The organism is Cognataquiflexum nitidum (genome assembly GCF_022538055.1).
Classification (GTDB): domain Bacteria; phylum Bacteroidota; class Bacteroidia; order Cytophagales; family Cyclobacteriaceae; genus Cognataquiflexum; species Cognataquiflexum nitidum.
Genome location: NZ_JAKZAM010000009.1, coordinates 140,039 through 161,160 on the forward strand (window position 1 = coordinate 140,039; position 21,122 = coordinate 161,160).

Sequence of the window (21,122 nt, forward strand, 5' to 3'; positions counted from 1 at the left end):
TTATTAGATTGCTTTTTGAATCATTTCATTAAAAAAAACCTCCAAAATGAAAAAATCCATACTATTTGTCTACGTTTTTCTTCTGCTTGTATTTCACATCAATGCACAGGAAAAGCCCGAAGAAAAACCTATGCCTGAAGGCGAAGTATTTACCTCAACCCAAACAGTAAAAATCAACGGTGCCACCCACAGTCTCAAAACGCGAGCCGGTACGTTCCAACTCCGGGATGAAAACAACGAACCGATTGCTTTGCATGGCTTCACTGCCTATTTCAAAGAAGATGGTCCATCCAAAAGGCCGATCATTTTCTCTTTCAACGGCGGCCCTGGGTCCTCTTCCTATTGGCTTCACATGGGTGTGATGGGGCCAAAAAGGATTGTTGTGGACGATCCGGGCTATACCAAAGCCGCCCCTTATCAATTGGTCAACAATGACTACTCTATCCTCGATGTGGCTGACGTGGTGATGATGGATCCTATCGGAACAGGTCTAAGCATGCCTATCGGTAAAGCCGAGGGCAAGGACTTTTGGGGAGTGGACCAGGATATCCGTGCGACAAGCTTATTTATCATGCAGTTTTTGAAAGAATATGACCGAATGCAATCACCCAAATACCTCTTGGGTGAAAGTTACGGGACATTTAGAAATGCAGGTGTTATGAGTTATTTATTGGACAAAGGATATGCACTCAATGGAGTGGTCATGGTTTCATCTGTATTTGATATCAGGTCATTGGCTTTTCCTGTCCAAGAGAGTACTTCTTATCTTGTTCATTTTCCTTCCTATGCTGCTACTGCTTGGTACCATGACAAGATCCCCAACAAAAACCCCGATTTGGAAGCCTTTGTCGATGAAGTGAGAAAATTTACAGAACAAGAATATTTACCGGCATTGTTTAAGGGAGGAAGGTTGAGTGAGTCAGAAAGAAACGGTGTGGCCGAAAAAATGGAAAAATACACGGGAATATCTAAAATCATCTGGAATCGTACCACCCTGAGAATGACCGCAAGCGAATTTTTCAATGAATTGCTCAGAGACGAGGGAATGACTGTGGGAAGGTTGGATTCAAGGTTTAAAGGCATCAACCCATTGCCACAAAACCAATATGCCATCACTGACCCCCAAAGTGATGCTATTTCGCCCGCGTATACCACAGGATTCTTGGAATACTTCCACAGGGACTTGGGTGTAAGCAAAAAACTGACCTACAAAACTTCCGCTTATGCTTCTCCGGGATTTAAATGGGATTGGTCTCACCGGGGGAATGAAGGATGGGGCAGCATGATTTCAATCAACACAGCCATTGATATGGCGGATGCCATGAACAAAGATCCAAATGTAAAAGTCTTGCTGATGAACGGTTACTATGATTTGGCTACTGTGTTTTACGGGGTGGAACATACCATTGACCAAATGAACCTCAGGCCTGAAATCAGAAAAAACATCATCATGACGTATTATGAAGGAGGTCATATGTTCTATACCCACATGCCATCTCTCCAAAAATTCAAAAAAGATTTGGCGGATTTTATCAAGGATACGACCCATTGATTTGGGATTTTGATATTTGATTAAAAGGAGGGCGAGAGATCGCTCTCTTTTTGTTTGTTGTGTTAGTAAGGTCAAAATTAAACCCAAGGAATTTTAACATTTAATGATGAAATTTTTTTTCTTTTGAGTTTATATTTTGATTAATTTTAGTTGTTAACAGGCTGACTATAAATCTTTTTAACCATGTCTCTACAAACCACCACCGAAACCGAATGGGTTGACCAATCCATTAAACCGGCAGTTCAAATTGACAGAATCGACATCATTGACATCATCCGCGGTGTCGCCCTTTTGGGGATTTTACTTTTGAATATCCCGTATTTTGCCATGGCGGAGTACTTTGAAGAAGCTTGGGTGCAGGATACTTCCAATACCAATTTTTGGGTAAATGCTGTCAATACCGTGTTTTTTGAAGGAAAGATGCGTGCACTTTTTTCCATGGTTTTTGGGGCAGGGATTATTCTTTTTACCTCCAACAAAGAAAAAGCAGGGAAATCTGCCACCTGGCTTTTTTACAAAAGGATGATCTGGTTGACCATATTCGGATTGATCCATGCCCATATTCTCCTGTGGATCGGGGATATCCTCTACTTCTATGGACTGATCGGGATGCTGGCATTTTTATTTAGGAAGATGAAACCCAAATACCTTGCCTTGGGTGTTCCGATTGTGGCTATTATCGGTTTTGTGGCCAATACCCTCTTTATGCAAAACATCAGGGGAACATACCTGGAATACAAAGAAGTGAAAACACTGCAGGACCAGGGAATTGCCCTTAGCCCCGCACAGGATTCCATCGTCCTGGAATGGACAGAAATCCAAAAAGAGTTTATCCCAAACAAGGAAGAGGCGGCCGAACACACTGCTTTGATGAAAGGAAACTACTCAGAGGTGGCTAGCTATATCCGGCCAAAATCCTGGGATGGTCAGTTCAAATACCTGATTTTTAGTATTTGGGATATGCTTGCCCTGATGATGCTAGGCATAGCGCTCTACAAATGGGGTTTTCTGACACTCAAATGGACCAAAGCCCAATACAAAAAGACAGTGCTGATAGGTTATGGAATTGGTCTCCCTTTGGTGGTATTTTCTTTTATTTTTAACACAATCCATTTCCCCAACGTGGAAGCAGGATTGAAATACATAGAGGAACATTCCATCAATTGGGTTGCTTTGATCTATGATTTTCAGCGGATAGCCATCATGATGGGACATGTGGCTTTGGTGATGTTGGTCTATCAGGCAGGTTATCTTACTAGGTTGATGAATGGACTGCGAGCTGTAGGGCAGATGGCATTTACCAATTATATCATGCACACTGTGATTTGTAGCTTGGTATTTTTCGGATATGGATTGAACCAATATGCGGAATGGGAATATTACCAACTCTATTATTTGGTCATAGGAATCTGGATTTTTCAGTTGATCATCAGCCCCATATGGTTGAAATATTTTCTTTTCGGACCCTTGGAATGGCTATGGAGATGCCTCACTTATAGCAGGATTCAGCCTTTTGTCAGAAAATAAATCTTTCATGGTAGAGACTTTCAAAGATGTTTTATGGAAAAATTTTGGGGCAGCCATAGACATGCTCGGGGATTCCATTTCCCTTTGCCCGGACTCTTTATGGCAATCGGAAAAGAAATTCTTTTACCTGTCTTACCATACCCTCATTTTTCTGGATTATTATCTGACCATTCCTGCAAGGGATTTTAAGCCATTTTTACCGTTTACGCTTGTCCCGATGGAAAGCTTACCGCAAGATGCTGTCGACGATGTAATCCCAAATGCGGCTTATAAGAGAGAAGAAATGTTAGATTATCTTTCCACAATCCGCGAAAAATGTAAAAAACTGATCCTAGATTCCTCGGAGGAAAAGTTAAAGATGAAATGGATTGCAAAGGAGGAAATCAACCTTCATGGTTTGTGTCCTTCGCTTGTGGAGGATTATTCTGTTATTGAAATCCTATTTTATAACCTCCGCCATGTGCAGCACCATGTCGCCCAACTTAATCTGATACTTCGGCAAAAAATCAATGCCGCACCGGATTGGGTTTCACATTCGGATTGATTTTGCCTGTAATTTTTGATTTGTTGGTTTTGATTTGATCCACACTTTCTCTTCCATTTGAGAAAGATTTTTAAAGTAAATGTGTAACTATTTGTCACAATTGAGTAATGTTTTGAGGGACCACTCTCCATACCTTTATTAGTCAATTTTAGGGAATCTTTATACAAGATAGTTGAGGATAGCACAAATCCTTAATCAAACCCCGGCTCAAATTATTTATCCATATTATGAAATTACTCACCAAAAAACTGGTTCAAGACTTGTTGGCAACCACCGACAAGACCTGCCTTTCCCTCTACATGCCTACGCATCGGAGCCACCCTGATAACCTTCAAGATCCTATCAGATTCAAGAACCTTTTGAAAAAGATGGAAGATTCTTTGTTGAAAAAATATTCTAAAGATGAAACCAATTCATTTCTTGAACCTCTCGAAGAACTTATCCAAAACCCTGAAATCTGGAACCAAAACCTTGAAGGATTGGCAGTATTCAGCGCAGGCGATTGGCTACAGGTCGTCAATTTGCAGATTCCCGTTGAGGAGCAGGCCATAGTGGCGGACAGTTTTCACACCAAACCTTTACGTAAATATTTACAATCTTCAGATCGGTTTCACATATTGGGTTTGGATAGACACGAAATGAAATTGTTTGAAGGAAACAGGTTTTCTTTATCTGAGATTGATATTTCAGAAATCATCCCAACAACGATAGAAGAAGCGTTAGGATCAGAGTTGACCGAAAAGCATACTACTGTTGCCTCCTATGGTGGTACCGGGGGTGAAAGTTCCAACATGCATCACGGCCATGGAGGCAAAAAGGATGAGGTCGATGTGGATACTGAGAGATTTTTCCGATTTGCTAGCGAACATGTGGAAGAATATTATTCAAAACCAATTGGTTTGCCTTTGATTTTGGCGGCACTGCCCGAACATCACCACACCTTCAGAAAAGTGAGTAAGAATTCCCATCTTTTGAAAGAAGGAATACAGATTAATCCTTCCGCTATCAGTACTGACAAACTTGCAACGTTGGCTTGGGAAATAATGGAGCCTATTTATTTTAAAAAATTGAATGACCTCGCAGATTCATTTGGTCAGGCTAAAGCAAATGGCAAGGGTAGCACCGTGATCAAAGAAGTTGCTTTGGCTGCAACTGAGGGACGTATATAGACTCTTTTGGTAGAAGCGGACAAGATTATTGCCATTAGGATTACCAATCTCGTTACCGGAAATACCCAAAACAAAGACTTGGACAATCCAATCGTGGATGACCTTTTGGATGATATGGGTGAGTTGGTTATCAAAATGGGAGGAGAAGTGATGGTGCTTCCTGATGACAAAATGCCTTCGGATACTGGGCTTGCTGCGATTTATCGATACTAACTGATTTATATTGTTTTATCCTATTTGTGGACTTGGCTTTTCAGCCGGGTGTCCATATTTTTTAATTTTTTTTTGGAGAGTTTTCCTTTCACCGTTGTTTTTATCCACTTCATAATTCAAATTTCATTGTCCTTGTATATTGATTTATATTTTTATCCAAATTCATATACCGCGAATTATTGGCCGCAGCCCTTTCATTTTTTGCACAGCAATTTTTTTCCAAAACCTTTAAATTTTTCCTAGCGTTTCATAACAATGATCCAAAATCGCTTACCTGATTATGTGTATCCGCTTTATTGCACGTAGCCAAACAATAATTTGTAAAAAGAGCCATTAAACACCCGGTGGTCACTGTAATGACGTCTGTGGACGAGTATCCGCATTGGATACAAGCTCCTATAGCCCGACGTGCTACATTGCGGATACTCATATACCTGATTTTCGATGTTACTATTTCCCTATATTTGCCCCTTATTCGCTAGCAACTATGAATAAATCAATCCAAACCATTTTAATTATCCTCACAGGAATGAGTATCGCATGTTCCCCGGAAAAACCGGAATCAACTTTACCTGATGTAGCACCACCCTTGGCTACCGTCAAACCATTTGAAATTACCGCCAAACATGGCCACAAAAGAGTGGACAATTATTATTGGCTCAATGACCGTGAAAACCCTGAAGTCATCGATTACCTGAATGCTGAAAATGCCTATATGGACACCATGATGGCGCATACCAAGGGCTTTCAGGTAGAATTGTTCAATGAATTGCGTGCAAGGATCAAAGAAGACGATTCGTCTGTACCCTATAAATTGGACGATTATTACTACTACACCCGCTATGTGGAAGGAGGGGAATATCCTATTTACGCCAGGAAAAAAGACTCTCTCGAAGGTGCTGAAGAAATCATCATGGATGGGAATGAACTGGGAAAAGGAAAATCTTTTCTCAACTTTTTTACTTCAGTAAGCCCGGACCACAACCTTGCCGCCATCATCATGGATACGGTCGGGCGAAATTTCTACACCGTCATGATCAAAGACCTCCGTACCGGAGAAATGCTTCCTGACAAAATCGAAAATATCAGAAGCTCTGCAGTCTGGACCAATGACAACAAATCCTTTTTTTATTCCATCCCTGATCCGGTTACACTGAGGAATTTTCAGGTGAAGCGACATTTCCTTGGCCAAGACTCCTCCAAAGATGAGGTGGTGTTTGAGGAAAAAGACCAGACTCTGAGCTGCGGCGTGGGAATAACCAAATCCAAGAAATACATCATCATTGGTTCAGGCCGAACTGACGCCTCTTATTCCCTCTTCATGGATGCGGACAATCCTGGCAAACCAAAACTGATCGCTCCGGTGCAGGACAATGTACAATACAGCGTGGACCATGCTATTGGAGATAAATTCAACATCTACACCAACCTGAATGCAGTCAATTACAGATTGGCAGAAGCACCTATTGCGGATCCTTCTGTTGCCAATTGGAAGGATTTGATCCCACACAGGGCAGATGTTTTCTTAGAAGGAGTGGAATATTTTAAGGACTATTATGCTGTTCAGGAGACCTTAGAGGGCCTTGCCAATATCCGAATCATCAAGTGGGCTGACAATTCGGAGCATCAGATGATATTTGAAGAGCCTGCTTACTCAGCAGGGATCGGTTATAATCCTGAGTTTGAAACCAAGACTTTGCGGTATTCATATACTTCAATGACCACGCCAAATTCCACTTACGACTATGACATGGAAACCAAGGAAAAAACCTTGATGAAAGAGCAGCCTGTCTTGGGGGATTTTGACAAAGCCAATTACAAGACAGAAAGGATCATGGTTCCTTCCCGAGATGGAAAGAGAATCCCGATGTCCATTGTGTACCGTGCCGATCTATTCAAGAAAGACGGCACTTCTCCTGGATGGATTTATGCTTACGGATCTTATGGTGCATCCATGGATGCATATTTCAGCAGCTCTAGGTTGAGTATATTGGACCGTGGATTTGTCTATGCCATTGCGCATGTACGTGGAGGTCAGGAAATGGGTGGAGATTGGTATGAGGATGGCAAGATGATGAACAAGAAGAATACCTTCAATGACTTCATCGATTGCTCTAAATGGCTTCAGGACAACCAATACGTCGCCAAAGACAAACTCTTTGCCTCTGGTGGAAGTGCAGGAGGATTGCTGATGGGAGCGATCGCCAACATGGCCCCCGAACTATACAGGGGTATCGTCGCTGATGTTGCCTTCGTGGATGTGATCACCACGATGATGGATGAGACGATACCTTTGACTACTTTTGAGTGGCAAGAGTGGGGCAATCCAAATATTCAGGAGCAATATGAATACATGCTTTCCTATTCCCCTTATGATAATGTCGAAGCAAAGGATTATCCCAATATCCTGGCGACCACAGGACTTCACGATTCACAGGTTCAGTATTGGGAACCTGCAAAATGGGTAGCCTTGCTGAGAACCAAAAAAACCGACAATAACCGCCTTTTCCTCAAAACCAATATGGATGCGGGACACGGCGGTGCAAGTGGCAGGTTCGAAAGTCTGAAAGAATTGGCTTTTGAGTATGCGTTTGTATTTGATATACTTGGGATTTCTAAATGATCAGGAATTGAAATAAGCTCTACTTAAGATTTCTTCAGGTTTTGAAGTTTTTCCTAAGAGCGAAATATATTGAAATATGCCTTCGGCGAAATAATTAAAGCATCAATCCTTTAAATCAGGGTTGGTGCTTTTTTTTGATCCTCTACACTTCCCGCAAAACCTATAAAATTGAGTAAAGTTCTGATATGGACCAATATCAACTAATATCCAATATCAATGAATATCTGTGCCTAATCCAATAAACATCAAGTTTGATGCTTTTTTATTTCAATTATATTTCCATGTATTTCTACCATATTTCAATTTAGCCATCCAATATCAATTAATATCCAATATCAATTAATATCTAATGGTTGATGCTTTTTTATTTCCACTTTATTTCCATGTATTTCAACCATATTTCAATTTAGCCATCCAATATCAACTAATATCCAATATCAATTAATATCTAATGGTTGATGCTTTTTTATTTCAATTATATTTCCATGTATTTCTACCATATTTCAATTTAGCCATCCAATATCAACTAATATCTAATATCAATTAATATCTAATGGTTGATGCTTTTTTATTTCCACTTTATTTCAATGTATTTCAACCATATATCAATTTAGCCATCCAATATCAACTAATATCTAATATCCATTAATATCTAATAATTGATACCTTTTTATTTCAATTATATTTCAATTTATTTCTACCTTATTTCAAAATTTCTACAATCTCCAATCTTATGTCTATAAAAATTTTTCAAAACCAAGTCATCTGGATTACCGGCGCTTCCTCGGGATTGGGGAAATACATGGCCCTGGAATTTGCCAAGCAAGGAGCAAAACTAGCATTAAGTGCAAGGAGGGTTGATAAACTGGAAGAAGTAATTCTTCAAATAAAAGCCCTGGGTGTAGAAGGTATTTTGGTTCCTTGCGATGTACTTGAGGAATCTGAAATCGAAAAAGCTGTTCAGAAAGTTATCAGTCAATTTGGTAGATTAGATGTTGCAATTGCCAATGCAGGTTATGGGGTTTTTGGCAAGATTGAAGATTTGTCTGCCAAAGAATGGCGGAGGCAGATGGATGGCAACGTCACGGGACTGGCGATTACTGCCAAAGCAGCGATTCCTTATTTGAAAGCAAGCAAAGGAAGGTTGGTGCTTATTGGGAGTGTGGCCGCTTATGTACCCAATCCCAAGACCGGTGCCTACGGCGCATCTAAAGCTGCCGTCCGTTCCATTGGACAGACTTTACAGTTGGAATTGAAAGGAACAGGTGTCAGCTGTACTGTCATACACCCGGGATTTGTGGATTCCGATATCACGAGGGTGGACAATGACGGTGTGTTTCATCCTGAAGTTAAAGACCCAAGACCGAAAAATCTCATGTGGCCAACAGACAAAGCTGCCCGGGTAATGGTCAGTGCCATTTCGAGGCGGAAAAAATCTTATGTCTTTACCGGACATGGCAAATTAATTGCTTTTATCGGTCAACATTTCCCTAATTTGGGTGAGTGGGTAATCGGAAAAATGGGGAATTAAAATAGAAAAAGTGTAACCTATTATAATTAATAATCCTGTAAATTCAGGTTCTCAAACCTGTCTGATATGAAATACTTCAATGCTATTTTTTTAGGTTTATCTGTTTTAATTTTTTCCTGTGATTCTTCTCAAGAGTCTATTTATCCAAAAAGAGAAAATATTTCGGAATCCGTCTATGCCTCCGGTCTCATCAAAGCACAAAACCAATACCAGGCTTTTGCCAATGCAAACGGGATTGTTCAGGAGATATTTGTCAGTGAAGGAGATTCTGTAAAAATAGGAAGCCCGATCTTGGCGATATACAACGAAACAGCAAGACTGAATAGGGAAAATGCCGAACTGACACGGGCATTTGCAGACCGAAAAGCGAATCAATCCCGGCTGCGAGAATTGGAAAACAACATTAAAAATGCCGAGAATATTTGGCAAAACGATTCATTGCTTTACCAAAGACAAAAAAGGTTAAAAGATCAGGGGGTAGGCTCGGAAGTAGATTTGGAACAAAGGCAACTGGCATTCGAAAATTCCCGAAATGCACTTCGAAGTGCCAAGTTGAACTATCAGGATGTCAAAAGGGAAATAGAATACAACGAGAAAAGTGCCGGTAAAAACCTTTCCATCTCCAAGGCTTTGGAAAGTGACCTGATCTTGAAAAGTGAGGTTAACGGCAGGGTGTATGACCTGCTCAAAGAAAAAGGAGAAATGGTCAATGCCCAAACACCCTTGGCTGTTTTGGGAAGTGCTGATGAGTTTGTCCTCGAGATGCAGGTGGATGAATACGATATCGTCAAGGTAAAATTAGGACAAAAGATCATCGTGATCATGGACAGTTACAGGGGAGAGACATTCGAGGCGGTAGTGTCCAAAATCAATCCTTTGATGAATGAAGCGTCCAAAAGCTTTTTGGTGGAAGGGATTTTTGTGTATGCTCCGGCTGTTTTGTATCCTAACCTTACTTTGGAAGCCAATATTGTGATAGAGGTGAAAGAAAACGCGCTGATTTTGCCAAGGTCGTATATTTTGGATGATAGGTTTGTGATCAACGCTGAAGGCGACACTTTGCCTGTCAAATTGGGACTCAAGGATCTCCAAAAAGCGGAAATATCGGAAGGAATAGATGAGACAACTGCCGTAATCAAACCTGCCAAATGAAAGTTTCCCTTATCCTAGAAATAGCCAAGGCGCTGATGCTTGCCCGGTTCAAACAAACCATGATAGCTGCAGTAGGTGTGGTATTCAGCATCACGATGTTTGTGGCTTTGTTGGGATTCATGAACGGCTTGAACAAACTCTTGGATGGCTTGATCCTCAACCGCACACCCCATATTCGTTTTTACAATGAAATCAAACCAACGGCGAATCAGCCAATCGACCTTGCCGATGAATTCAGCAACTTTTACAATATCATCAGGTCAGTCAAACCTGCTGCCAGCCGCTTAAGCATTTATAACAATGAGGCCATTATCAGGACACTTGAAGAAGATCCAAGGGTTTTGGGGGTAGCACCAAAGTTATCCGCACAGGTTTTTTATAATGTTGGTACCATTGACATCACCGGTGTCATCAACGGCATAGATGTCGAAGCCGAGAGCAAACTTTTTGCTTTCACAGATTACGTGACAGCGGGGAATTATATTGATTTGAAAAACACCTCCAACAGCATTATTCTGGGAAAAGGCGCAGCGGACCGGATGATGGCCGAAATCGGAGATGTCATCCAAGCGACCACTTCTCAGGGCAACAGGGTCCAATTGAAGGTAGTGGGTTATTACCAATCCGGTTTGGGAGATTTAGATAATGTGCAATCTTACGCCTCCATTGGTACTGTACAGAAAATGCTCGGTGAAACAGCCTCCTACGTGACTGATATCCAAGTCAAATTGAAGGATTTCAACCTTGCTCCCGGTATGGCACGGGATTACAGGGATATCTTTGGTATCGATGCAGATGATATACAGACTGTAAATGCACAATTTGAAACAGGGACAAATATCAGGACTTTGATCAGCTACGCGGTGGGGATTACCTTGCTGATTGTGTCAGGATTTGGGATTTACAATATTCTAAACATGATGATTTATGAAAAAATGGATACCATCGCCATCCTGAAGGCCATTGGCTTTTCGGGCAGGGATGTAAACAATATTTTCATAACCATCGCCTTGACCATCGGTTTTGTAGGAGGAACTATCGGATTGATTCTTGGATTTATGGCCGGTTTGGGAATTGAGCGGATCCCTTTTGAGACGGAGGCGCTTCCGACGGTCAAAACCTTTCCGGTGGATTTCAATCCCAAGTATTATATCATCGCGGCAATATTCAGTATTGTGACAACTTACTTTGCTGGATATTTCCCTGCCCGCAAAGCAAGTGGGGTGGATCCGGTGGAGATAATTAGGGGGAAATGAGGCGAGGTCCGAGAGGCGAGATCCGAGAGACGAGAAGCGAGAGACAAGTCGCAGTCATAGAAAGGTTAGTTCGAGTGCAGGCCTAGTTAAAGTCTTCAGACTTGGACTTCAGTAGCTTGTAAATCTAGTTCAAGTCTTCAGACTTGGACTTCAATAGTTTGTAAATCTAGTTCAAGTCTTCAGACTTGGACTTCAATAGTTTGTAAATCTAGTTCAAGTCTTCAGACTTGGACTTCAATAGTTTTGTTGGACTTACTTCACAGCAGTCTAAGACTGCAATATTCAGGTCCAAGTCAGAGACTTGAACCATTCTTGGCTTGCTTCAAAGCAGTCTAAGACTGCAATATTCAGGTCCAAGTCAGAGACTTGAACCATTCTTGGCTTGCTTCAAAGCAGTCTGAGACTGCAATATTCAGGTCCAAGTCAGAGACTTGAACCATTCTTGGCTTGCTTCACAGCAGTCTAAGACTGCAATATTCTGGTCCAAGTCAGAGACTTGAACCATTCTTGGCTTACTTCACAGCAGTCTAAGACTGCAATATTCAGGTCCAAGTCAGAGACTTGAACCATTCTTGCAAAAATAACGGCTTCTTAACCCGATAACCTGACAACGCGAAGCAGACAACAATTAGAACCACTACAACAATTATAACGACTACAACCATTACAACAACTACAACCACTACCATGCAGGAAACACCTGTCCTAGAAGCAGAAAAAGTAAACAAGTACTTTTACAGTCCTGATAAAACCCAGGTGCTGAAGGAGGTGACTTTTAAGGTGACCCGAGGAGAATTCGTGTCCATCATGGGAAAATCTGGTTGTGGCAAATCAACCCTCCTTTATATCCTCAGTACCATGGATACGGATTATGAGGGTAAATTGTCGATTGACGGTGAGGTGATCAGCGGAAAAAGCCCAAGCTACCTTTCCAAAATCCGGAATGAAAAAATCGGATTCGTTTTTCAGTTCCATTATTTGCTCAATGAATTTTCAGTTTTGGAAAATGTCATGATCCCTGGCCTAAAACTCAACAAGAAATCCCAGCCCGAACTCGAACACATCGCCATGGAAAAGCTGAAAATTTTTGACATGCAGGACCATGCACTGAAGAAAGCCAACCAACTTTCCGGTGGGCAAAAGCAAAGAGTCGCTATCGCCCGCTCTTTGATGAATGATCCTCTCATCATCATGGGTGACGAGCCGACCGGCAATCTTGACAAAAAAAACTCCGATATTGTCTTCAATATTTTCAAGGAACTGGCGCAGGAATTCAAACAAACTATGCTTATCGTCACCCATGATGCAGAATTTGCAGCAGGTACAGACAGAATCATTGAAATGGAGGACGGCTATATTATCAAACAATAAACTTTTGTTTTTAAACCTGACACTTTTGTAAGTGTCTAATGATCAAATCTTTTTTTTAAAAAAATCTATCTCCACACCCATGAAAAATTCACCCCTTTTGCTCCTTATTTTGGCAGTATTATTTTCCTGTACCGAAAAAGAAACTCCCAATTCCAACCCCTCAGCCTTGTATTTCCCTCCTTTGTCCGGCAATACCTGGGAGACCACCACACCCGCTTCCCTCAATTGGGATTTACAAAAATTAGAAGAGCTTAAGCAATTATTAAAAAGTAACAGTTCACGTGCCTTTATCATCCTCAAAGACGGAAAGATCGTCGTAGAGGAATATTTTGGCACCAAAATTACCGGAGCACAGCCCTTTGACCAAAGTTCGCTGTGGTATTGGGCATCAGCAGGCAAAACCCTCACAGCAACCCTGACAGGAATCGCACAGGAAGAAGGAAAACTTGACATTCAAAAGCCAAGTTCTGATTATTTGGGCAAAGGCTGGACTTCCCTGACTCCTGCTCAGGAAGAAAAAATCAAAGTCTGGCACCAATTGACCATGACATCAGGCTTGGACGATGGAGTGGCTAGTCGGGATAATTTTTCACCGGAGGCGCTTCTCTATAAAGCTGAACCGGGCACAAGGTGGGCATACCACAACGCTCCTTACACGCTTTTGGACAAAGTGATTGAAGGTGGAACAGGACAAACCTTCCCCCTATATTTCAATGAAAAACTCGGGTCAAAAATCGGTATGACAGGGGCATGGCAGCGGATAGAATTCAACAATGTTTTTTTCAGCGATGCCAGATCGATGGCGAGATTTGGTCTTTTGATTTTGGCAAATGGTGACTGGGACGGAGAAAGCATCATCAAAGACAAAAACTACCTGAAAGACATGGTAAGTACCTCCCAAAACATCAACCAAGGCTACGGCTATCTTTGGTGGCTGAATGGCACAGACTCTTTTATGCCTCCCACGGTTCAGATCAAAGTTCCCGGTTCCTATGCACCAAATGGTCCTGATGATATGTATTGTGGCATGGGCAAAGATGGACAGTATATATGTGTGGTTCCTTCTCAAAACCTCGTGCTCGTGCGAATGGGAGAAAGTCCGGATCAGGCTTTGGTTCCTTTTATTTTTTTGGATGATATCTGGGCTATCCTGCGAAATATCATTCCTGCCAATTAAGCACTTCAGTCAAATGATTTGTATCTTCGGGGCATAACCAAAATACCAGTTTTTATGAGCAAGAAGACCGAATACAGTTTGTTTGAGGATGTTTGTGGGTTTGTGGATGAGGCAGCCAAGTACATGGATATACATCCGGGGTTATTGGAGCAGATCAAAGAGTGCAACAGTATTTATAAATTCAATTTCCCGATCCGAAACGATGATGGGACTTACGAAACCCTCACAGGATATAGGATCCAGCATTCCCATCACAAACTTCCCTGCAAAGGCGGTATCCGATTCAGCGACCATGTGGACGAAGAGGAAGTAAAAGGACTTGCTTCCCTGATGACTTACAAATGTGCTTTGGTCAATGTTCCTTTTGGTGGAGCCAAGGGCGGGGTCAGCATTGATCCAAAGAAATATTCTGTCAATCAACTCGAAAGAATTACGAGGAGATATACCTCAGAACTGATCAAAAAGAAATTTATCGGTCCGGCCATTGATGTTCCTGCGCCTGATTACGGTACGGGTGCCCGCGAAATGGCTTGGATTGTGGATACTTATGAGGCTTTCAATCCCGAAGTCATCAATGCCAAAGGTTGCGTTACAGGAAAGCCACTTTCTCAACACGGAATTGATGGTAGGACCGAAGCTACTGGACAGGGAGTATTCTTTGGAATCCGGGAGGCTGTCAGTGTTGCTGAGGACATGGCTGCACTGGGTCTGTCTACAGGACTGAGAGGAAAAACAGTCATTGTTCAGGGATTGGGAAATGTTGGTTTTTATTCAGCCAAATACCTGAGCGAGGCAGGTGCAAAAGTGATCGGCATCGCGGAATGGAATGGTGGTATCTACGATGAAAAGGGGATCAATATTGAGGCTTTGAAAAAATACCAAACCCAAACAGGAGGTTTTAAAGGCTATTCTTCAGGAGAATTCATAGAGAAAAGCAAAGAATTACTGACCTATGCCTGTGACATCCTAGTGCCCGCAGCATTAGAAAATCAAATCACCAAAGACAATGCTGCGAAGATCCAAGCCAAGATAATAGGCGAAGCTGCCAATGGACCTGTTACTCAAGAAGCAGAAAAAATACTGCTCGAAAAAGGTATAATGATCATCCCTGACATGTACCTTAACGCTGGCGGTGTGACCGTTTCTTACTTCGAATGGCTCAAAAACCTTTCCCGTGTGTCTTTTGGAAAACTCGAAAAGCGCTATGACCAAGAAAAATACAGGAAACTTCTCGGCACGATCGAAAATGCCACCGGGGAGGAGTTTACAGATGATGAAAAAGAACAGTTGATCCAAGGAGCATCTGAAAGGGACTTGGTTCTTTCCGGTTTGGAAGAGACCATGGTCAATGCCTACCATGCCATGAATAAAGTGAGGCAGGAAAAAAATATCAAAAGCCTCAGGACTGCTGGATTTATCCTGGCTTTGGAGAGAATTGCGGTGAGTTATACCGATTTGGGAATTTTTCCTTGATCAAAATTGGTAAAAAGAAAAAAGTTCGAAAGGTTGGAAGGTTTTAAAGTTGAAAAGTTAAGGTCGACCAAATTGCCAGCTTTCCAGTCTTGGATTTTTTGTCTCCCGTCTCAAATCTCAAGTCTCAAGTCTTTTGTCGTAAAAAAATGTTAACAAAAAGAATAATCCCCTGCCTCGACATCAAAGACGGCAGAACAGTCAAAGGAGTAAATTTTATACAGTTGCGCGATGCCGGAGACCCGGTGGAGTTGGCCAAAATTTACTCCGATGAGGGGGCCGACGAGCTTGTTTTTTTGGATATCACAGCCACAGTGGACAAGCGTAAAACCTTGGCTGAATTGGTTACCAAGATTGCAAAGGCTATCAATATCCCATTTACAGTCGGTGGTGGAATTTCCACTGTGGAGGATGTAAAAGTTCTGCTCAATGCAGGTGCGGACAAAATATCCATCAACTCCGCAGCTGTCAACAATCCAAAGATTATCAATGAAATGGCTCAGGAATTTGGCAGTCAATGTGTGGTGGTGGCGATTGATACCCGAAATGTCGATGGGATAGACTTTGTCCATACCCATGGGGGAAGAAAGCCTACCATTCTCCAAACACAAGCTTGGGCCAAGGAAGTCTGTGACCGTGGCGCTGGCGAAATCCTGCTGACCTCAATGGATCATGATGGAACCAAAGGAGGATTTGCCAACGAAATTACTGCCGAGATTTCTTCCATGCTTTCGATTCCTGTGATTGCTTCGGGTGGTGCTGGAAACAGCGAACATTTCAAAGATGTGTTTACCTTTGGCAAGGCGGATGCTGCCTTGGCGGCAAGTATTTTCCACTTTAAGGAAATTCCAATTCCTGAACTTAAAGCTTATTTGAATTCAGAGGGAATATCTATAAGGAAGTAAATAAATGAAATAATGTTGAAATATGCTTCGCGATATAAAAACTGAAATAATGTTGAAATATGCTTCGCGAGATAAATAGAAATATGCTTCTCCACTTGGCCTTATTTCTATTTATATCTACCTTATTTCCACCATATATCAATTAAGAGAAATAATGTTGAAATATGCTTCGCGAAATAAATTGATATAAGCTTCACCTATTGACCTTATTTCTATTTATATCTACCTTATTTCCACCATATATCAATTAAGAGAAATAATGTTGAAATATGCTTTGCGAAATAAATTGAAATATGCTTCTCGACTCAGCCTTATTTCTATTTATATCTACCTTATTTCCACCATATATCATTTAATAGAAATAAGGTTGAAATATGCTTCGCGAGATAAATTGAAATATGCTTCTCCGCTTGGCCTTATTTCTATTTATATCAACCTTATTTCCACCATATATCAATTAAGAGAAATAATGTTGAAATATGCTTCGCGAAATAAATTGATATAAGCTTCACCTATTGACCTTATTTCCATTTATATCTACCTTATTTCTACTTTATTTCAACCTTCTTTCTTTCGCCTATAAACCAATTGGAATTAAAAATGAATAACCTTAACATAGATTTTGACAAAGTAGACGGGCTTGTTCCTTCCATCATTCAAGATGAAGTGACAGGTGCGGTACTCATGCTTGGCTATATGAACCAAGAATCTTTGGACCTTACCATTTCTACCCAAAAAGTCACTTTTTACAGCCGGACTAAACAGCGCCTTTGGACCAAAGGTGAAACCTCCGGCAACTTCCTGATGCTCAAATCCATCAAACTCGATTGTGACAATGATACGCTTTTGGTAAGGGTCAATCCCGTCGGACCTGTCTGTCACAAAGGCGATGATACCTGTTGGTCGGAAAAAAATCAAAGTAAAACCTATTTTATCGACCAACTGCGGGACATCATCAAAGACCGCAAAAACAACCCAACTGAAAAATCCTATACCGCTTCGCTTTTTGCAAAAGGCATCAACAAGATCGCCCAAAAAGTGGGGGAGGAGGCAGTTGAAATTGTCATTGAAGCCAAAGACGACAACAAAGACTTATTTTTAGGAGAAGCCGCCGATTTGCTTTTCCACTACCTCATCCTCCTTGAAGCCAAAGATATCGAACTCGATGAAGTGATGGAAGTCCTGATTAAGAGGCATAAGGGAGGTAAATAATACTTGAAGAAGGATTATTCCGCATTTAGGATTTGGGCGAAGTTGCAAAGCACAATTTTATTGAGTCACGCTTAATTTTAGGTTTCCACCTAAACCCTCTCTCACTATCCGCATCAGTGTAGAAAGTCTAATATCACTTGCATTGTTTTCAATTCGGGAAATGTACGTTTTTGTTGTACCGCATTTTGCTGCAAGCTGTGCCTGAGTCATACCTTGTTCTTTACGAATTTCTCGAATTATTACTCCCAATTTGAAAGTTTTAAATTCCTCCTCGTATTTTTCTCGTTGGTCGGCACCTTTTTTCCCCTACTGTTCATCTAAATGAGCGGAAAAAGAAGTTAACTTCCTATTTTCTGTTTACCTGTTCATCGAAATATTGTTTTTTAAGTTTTCTCCCCACCGATGTCATGGATTGCAAAAGTCACAGTACATAGGATCCTCTTCGGTTTTTTTGTGGGGGAATATTTCTTCTTCGAAATAGTGACAATGAAGACATTGGCGAATGTAAGATAATGTAGATCGGGTCGGAGACCCGCATAGGCTACATTTTAATCCACTTTTGGCATCGGTAATACCAAAGCCAGGCATCCTACATTGAGGACACAGGGAACTTATTTTGTCTAACAATTTTTTTGTAGCAACCTCAATGACGCCCATTCTAGTTGGGTTATACAAAGCTCTCATATCTGTTTCTACGTAAAGAGAACCGTATTTTTGATGAAGTTTTCTGAACACTTCTACCAATTGTTTTTCATCTGTAATGCCTTTAAAAATTTCCGTGTTTTCTTCTCTTCCTTTGCGAAGGATGAGGCCATGGGAGGGGAAACCAACCGAATTGGCAAAGTCAAAAAGCCCTTCCTCTGTTTGGATTTCTCTGCCGTCAAAGTTTGTTTCAGCACTCAACTCTCTGCTGATAATTTCCAAATTGTTTTTTTTATCGATAAAAATCAAAAATTCTTCATCTGCATTGACAAAAAATAAGGATGGATGCTGACCAAACGATCCCTCACTGGCAATGCCTAAATCACAATCTGTCATTTCCATCGCCATCAAACATTTTTGCCGGGCTGTGGTAATAGGATCATGTTTGCGGTCTACTTCTCCAGTAAAGGTCCCAAGAACATCTGAATCAAAATTTTGAGTGACAAAGCAGGAAACCCCTAATGCTTTTTCTACAAGAGGGCCAATGACGCGTTCTTTTTTATGTTTGGTGGCAATGAGTAACCTTCGGCCTTGGAACATTGTGACTCAGATTCTCTAGTTTTCCTCCACGGACAAAGCCTGACCTTTTGCCTTTTCTGAAAAAGAGCCATTGTCAAAAACCAAATTTCCATTTACAAAAGTTTTTATCACCTTGGAATGAAAAGTTGTTCCTTCCAAAGGAGACCAACCGCATTTATATAGAATGTTTTCTTTTGATACAGTCCATTCTGAGTTGAGGTCAACCAAAGTTAAATCCGCAGAATAGCCTTCCCGGATAAACCCTCTTTTTTGGATCCTGTACAGTGCTGCAGGGTTGTGGCACATTTTTTCAACAATTTTCTCCAAAGATATAAGCCCTTGATGATAAAACTCCAACATACAATTTAACGAATGTTGCACCATAGGCGCTCCTGACATGGATTGGAAATAGGGTTTCAGCTTTTCTTCTAAGGTATGCGGTGCATGGTCGGTGGTGACAAGATCAATCCTGTCGTCCAATAATGCCTTCAAAAGTCCTTTTTGGTCTGCTTCGGTTTTTATGGCAGGATTCCATTTGATCAGCGTCCCCAATTTTTTATAGTCTTTGTCACAAAACCATAAATGGTGAACCGAGACTTCGGTGGTTATATTTTTTTCTTGTAAAGGAATATCGTTACGAAAAAGATGTGTCTCGGCTGCCGTAGTCAAGTGTAGGATGTGAAGTCTTGCTTTGTGTTTGTTGGCAATTTCAATCGCTCTTTTGGTTGCTTCATAACAAGCTTTTTCACTTCGTATCAGCGGGTGACATTCCACCGGGATATTTTCACCATATTTTTCGCGGAAGATATTTTCATTCTCTTCTACGATTTGTTCCTTTTCAGAATGAATAGCAATAATTGATTTGCAATTCGAAAACAGCTTTTCCATCGTATCGGGATTATCAGCGAGAAGATTTCCTTTTTTGGTAAAGTATAACCCGTCATCGGAGACTCCCAAAAGTTTTGTGGTATCTAGTGCGATGACTTCATCGAGATTGTCCCCATTGACACCCAAGAAAAAACCAAAGTTGGCCAAAGACTTCTCCGAGGCAATCCGGTATTTTTCATTCAGGATGTCCATCGTCAATACGTTAGGATTGGTATTGGGCATATCGATGAAGGAAGTGACACCACCTGCAACCGCCGCTTTACTTTCTGTATAAAGGTCTCCTTTGTGCGTCAGGCCCGGGTCTCGGAAATGTACCTGTCCATCAATAATGCCCGGCAACAAATACTTACCTGTCCCATCAATCACAGTGGCATGATCTGTTTCTAGGATTTGCCCAATTTTTAGAATGATCCCTTTGTCAATGAGTATGTCGGAGATGGTTATTTGTCCCTCGTTTACGATGCTTACATTTTTTATTAAAGTTCTTGCGGCCATCTTAATTTCTTTATCTTATCTGGGGAATTTGTCTTTTGAAAAGCTGTTTGTACTCGATCTAATTTCTTAAGCAAAGAAATATCAAAACAGATCTAATTCCAAGGAGAGCAACTAAGAAAGCTTTGCCTTTTTTCAATGTTGACAAGGCTAAATTGAATTGATAAACTCTATCGATTCCGACATTTGTACTCTACTTAATAGGGATTAATTTCTTTTTAAATACTATTTATTGACGCTTGATTGCAGGTAGTTTAAAGCATAATAGTTGAGGAACGAATAGCCGTGGATGGTGGTCTGTCACCTCTAAACGAGAATCCACACCCGATTGAGAGGACTAAAGCCAATGTGCAATATTGCGGATACCCATATAAAAAAAACTCATTTTTGCTTGCCCCAAATTTCCAAAGAATCTTGAAGTACAATTACTAAAAAAATCAACAATCCAAGAGCTCCCATTGGTAAGGTGATGAAGGTGAAAAAGGGGAGAACCATCCAACCACAATTTCCTTCATGACAGGGTTGCCCTGTGTAATGTTCAGTCAGCCAACTGCCCAAAACACCAATAAAGTAAGGAGAAAGGGCGAAAAATAGGATAGCCACAAACCAAATTGGAAAGCGTGTCAAATAATGTCTTTTTCTTTTTATGATCTTGGGCATGAGCTTTTCAATAAAAAAACCATTTTCAAATGATAATTAATTTCAGGCATTATTTGTGAATATGATATGTTTAGAAACAAAATATGTGTATCCGCTTCACTGCACGTAAGGATGAAGAGCTGCAATAACCATCCGTTCAAACAGCTTTTCACCAAAATA

17 protein-coding genes are annotated in these 21,122 nt (G+C 41.0%); 14 read left to right on the forward strand and 3 right to left on the reverse strand.

The annotated features are described in order from the left end of the window. Positions 1–46 precede the first annotated feature (46 nt). From MMU07_RS08260 to hisIE, 14 genes are all read left to right on the forward strand, one after another. On the forward strand, positions 47–1,552 hold the full coding sequence (locus tag MMU07_RS08260; protein ID WP_241125387.1) for a S10 family peptidase: 1,506 nt from the start codon (positions 47–49) through the stop codon (positions 1,550–1,552). Between the two features lie 183 nt (positions 1,553–1,735). Then, complete coding sequence (locus tag MMU07_RS08265; protein ID WP_241125388.1) at positions 1,736–3,079, forward strand: DUF418 domain-containing protein; 1,344 nt, start codon at positions 1,736–1,738, stop codon at positions 3,077–3,079. A gap of 7 nt (positions 3,080–3,086) precedes the next feature. Further along, entirely contained in the window at positions 3,087–3,623 is a 537-nt protein-coding gene (locus MMU07_RS08270) for a DinB family protein (protein WP_241125389.1), read from the forward strand. A 227-nt stretch (positions 3,624–3,850) separates the two neighbouring features. Next, positions 3,851–4,792, forward strand: a complete 942-nt coding sequence (locus MMU07_RS08275) for a baeRF3 domain-containing protein (RefSeq protein ID WP_241125390.1) — start codon at positions 3,851–3,853, stop codon at positions 4,790–4,792. Between the two features lie 6 nt (positions 4,793–4,798). Then, on the forward strand, positions 4,799–5,005 hold the full coding sequence (locus tag MMU07_RS08280) for a hypothetical protein (protein ID WP_241125391.1): 207 nt from the start codon (positions 4,799–4,801) through the stop codon (positions 5,003–5,005). Positions 5,006–5,492: 487 nt separating this feature from the next. Beyond that, the gene (locus tag MMU07_RS08285) at positions 5,493–7,628 is read left to right on the forward strand and encodes a S9 family peptidase (RefSeq protein ID WP_241125392.1); all 2,136 of its coding nucleotides are present in this window, start codon (positions 5,493–5,495) and stop codon (positions 7,626–7,628) included. A 733-nt stretch (positions 7,629–8,361) separates the two neighbouring features. Next, positions 8,362–9,159, forward strand: a complete 798-nt coding sequence (locus tag MMU07_RS08290) for an SDR family NAD(P)-dependent oxidoreductase (protein WP_241125393.1) — start codon at positions 8,362–8,364, stop codon at positions 9,157–9,159. A 66-nt stretch (positions 9,160–9,225) separates the two neighbouring features. Then, on the forward strand, positions 9,226–10,311 hold the full coding sequence (locus MMU07_RS08295; RefSeq protein ID WP_241125394.1) for an efflux RND transporter periplasmic adaptor subunit: 1,086 nt from the start codon (positions 9,226–9,228) through the stop codon (positions 10,309–10,311). Continuing rightward, positions 10,308–11,567 (forward strand): ABC transporter permease, encoded by a 1,260-nt coding sequence (locus tag MMU07_RS08300; RefSeq protein WP_241125395.1) that lies wholly within the window; start codon positions 10,308–10,310, stop codon positions 11,565–11,567. The genes MMU07_RS08295 and MMU07_RS08300 overlap by 4 nt, the downstream gene beginning before the upstream one ends. 687 nt (positions 11,568–12,254) lie before the next feature. Continuing rightward, a complete protein-coding gene (locus MMU07_RS08305; RefSeq protein WP_241125396.1) occupies positions 12,255–12,938 on the forward strand; it encodes an ABC transporter ATP-binding protein in 684 nt (227 codons plus the stop codon). A gap of 79 nt (positions 12,939–13,017) precedes the next feature. Continuing rightward, positions 13,018–14,115, forward strand: a complete 1,098-nt coding sequence (locus MMU07_RS08310; RefSeq protein WP_241125397.1) for a serine hydrolase domain-containing protein — start codon at positions 13,018–13,020, stop codon at positions 14,113–14,115. Between the two features lie 54 nt (positions 14,116–14,169). Next, positions 14,170–15,588 carry a Glu/Leu/Phe/Val family dehydrogenase gene (locus tag MMU07_RS08315; protein WP_241125398.1) on the forward strand — a complete coding sequence of 473 codons (1,419 nt, stop codon included), beginning with the start codon at positions 14,170–14,172 and terminating at the stop codon, positions 15,586–15,588. 146 nt (positions 15,589–15,734) lie between these two features. Then, positions 15,735–16,490: an imidazole glycerol phosphate synthase subunit HisF gene (gene hisF, locus MMU07_RS08320; RefSeq protein ID WP_241125399.1), complete on the forward strand. Its 756-nt coding sequence runs from the start codon at positions 15,735–15,737 to the stop codon at positions 16,488–16,490. Between the two features lie 600 nt (positions 16,491–17,090). Beyond that, positions 17,091–17,702 (forward strand): bifunctional phosphoribosyl-AMP cyclohydrolase/phosphoribosyl-ATP diphosphatase HisIE, encoded by a 612-nt coding sequence (hisIE, locus tag MMU07_RS08325; RefSeq protein WP_241125400.1) that lies wholly within the window; start codon positions 17,091–17,093, stop codon positions 17,700–17,702. A gap of 57 nt (positions 17,703–17,759) precedes the next feature. Here hisIE and MMU07_RS08330 read toward each other — a convergent pair whose 3' ends face one another. The 3 genes from MMU07_RS08330 to MMU07_RS08340 form a co-directional block, all read right to left on the reverse strand. After that, entirely contained in the window at positions 17,760–17,951 is a 192-nt protein-coding gene (locus MMU07_RS08330; protein ID WP_255737280.1) for a helix-turn-helix domain-containing protein, read from the reverse strand. Between the two features lie 156 nt (positions 17,952–18,107). Next, positions 18,108–18,944, reverse strand: coding sequence for a DUF6671 family protein (locus tag MMU07_RS08335; RefSeq protein WP_241125401.1), 837 nt, complete (start codon positions 18,942–18,944; stop codon positions 18,108–18,110). A 15-nt stretch (positions 18,945–18,959) separates the two neighbouring features. Beyond that, positions 18,960–20,306, reverse strand: coding sequence for a dihydroorotase (locus tag MMU07_RS08340; RefSeq protein WP_241125402.1), 1,347 nt, complete (start codon positions 20,304–20,306; stop codon positions 18,960–18,962). Between the last annotated feature and the right edge of the window lie 816 nt (positions 20,307–21,122).

Bases quoted from the DNA above. Each gene is read 5' to 3' on its own strand.
- MMU07_RS08335 (WP_241125401.1), bottom strand. From the start codon at position 18,944: ATGTTCCAAGGCCGAAGGTTACTCATTGCCACCAAACATAAAAAAGAA.
- MMU07_RS08285 (WP_241125392.1), top strand. From the start codon at position 5,493: ATGAATAAATCAATCCAAACCATTTTAATTATCCTCACAGGAATGAGT.
- MMU07_RS08340 (WP_241125402.1), bottom strand. From the start codon at position 20,306: ATGGCCGCAAGAACTTTAATAAAAAATGTAAGCATCGTAAACGAGGGA.
- MMU07_RS08275 (WP_241125390.1), top strand. From the start codon at position 3,851: ATGAAATTACTCACCAAAAAACTGGTTCAAGACTTGTTGGCAACCACC.
- MMU07_RS08270 (WP_241125389.1), top strand. From the start codon at position 3,087: ATGGTAGAGACTTTCAAAGATGTTTTATGGAAAAATTTTGGGGCAGCC.
- MMU07_RS08315 (WP_241125398.1), top strand. From the start codon at position 14,170: ATGAGCAAGAAGACCGAATACAGTTTGTTTGAGGATGTTTGTGGGTTT.
- MMU07_RS08265 (WP_241125388.1), top strand. From the start codon at position 1,736: ATGTCTCTACAAACCACCACCGAAACCGAATGGGTTGACCAATCCATT.
- hisIE (WP_241125400.1), top strand. From the start codon at position 17,091: ATGAATAACCTTAACATAGATTTTGACAAAGTAGACGGGCTTGTTCCT.
- hisF (WP_241125399.1), top strand. From the start codon at position 15,735: ATGTTAACAAAAAGAATAATCCCCTGCCTCGACATCAAAGACGGCAGA.
- MMU07_RS08260 (WP_241125387.1), top strand. From the start codon at position 47: ATGAAAAAATCCATACTATTTGTCTACGTTTTTCTTCTGCTTGTATTT.
- MMU07_RS08300 (WP_241125395.1), top strand. From the start codon at position 10,308: ATGAAAGTTTCCCTTATCCTAGAAATAGCCAAGGCGCTGATGCTTGCC.
- MMU07_RS08290 (WP_241125393.1), top strand. From the start codon at position 8,362: ATGTCTATAAAAATTTTTCAAAACCAAGTCATCTGGATTACCGGCGCT.
- MMU07_RS08305 (WP_241125396.1), top strand. From the start codon at position 12,255: ATGCAGGAAACACCTGTCCTAGAAGCAGAAAAAGTAAACAAGTACTTT.
- MMU07_RS08295 (WP_241125394.1), top strand. From the start codon at position 9,226: ATGAAATACTTCAATGCTATTTTTTTAGGTTTATCTGTTTTAATTTTT.
- MMU07_RS08310 (WP_241125397.1), top strand. From the start codon at position 13,018: ATGAAAAATTCACCCCTTTTGCTCCTTATTTTGGCAGTATTATTTTCC.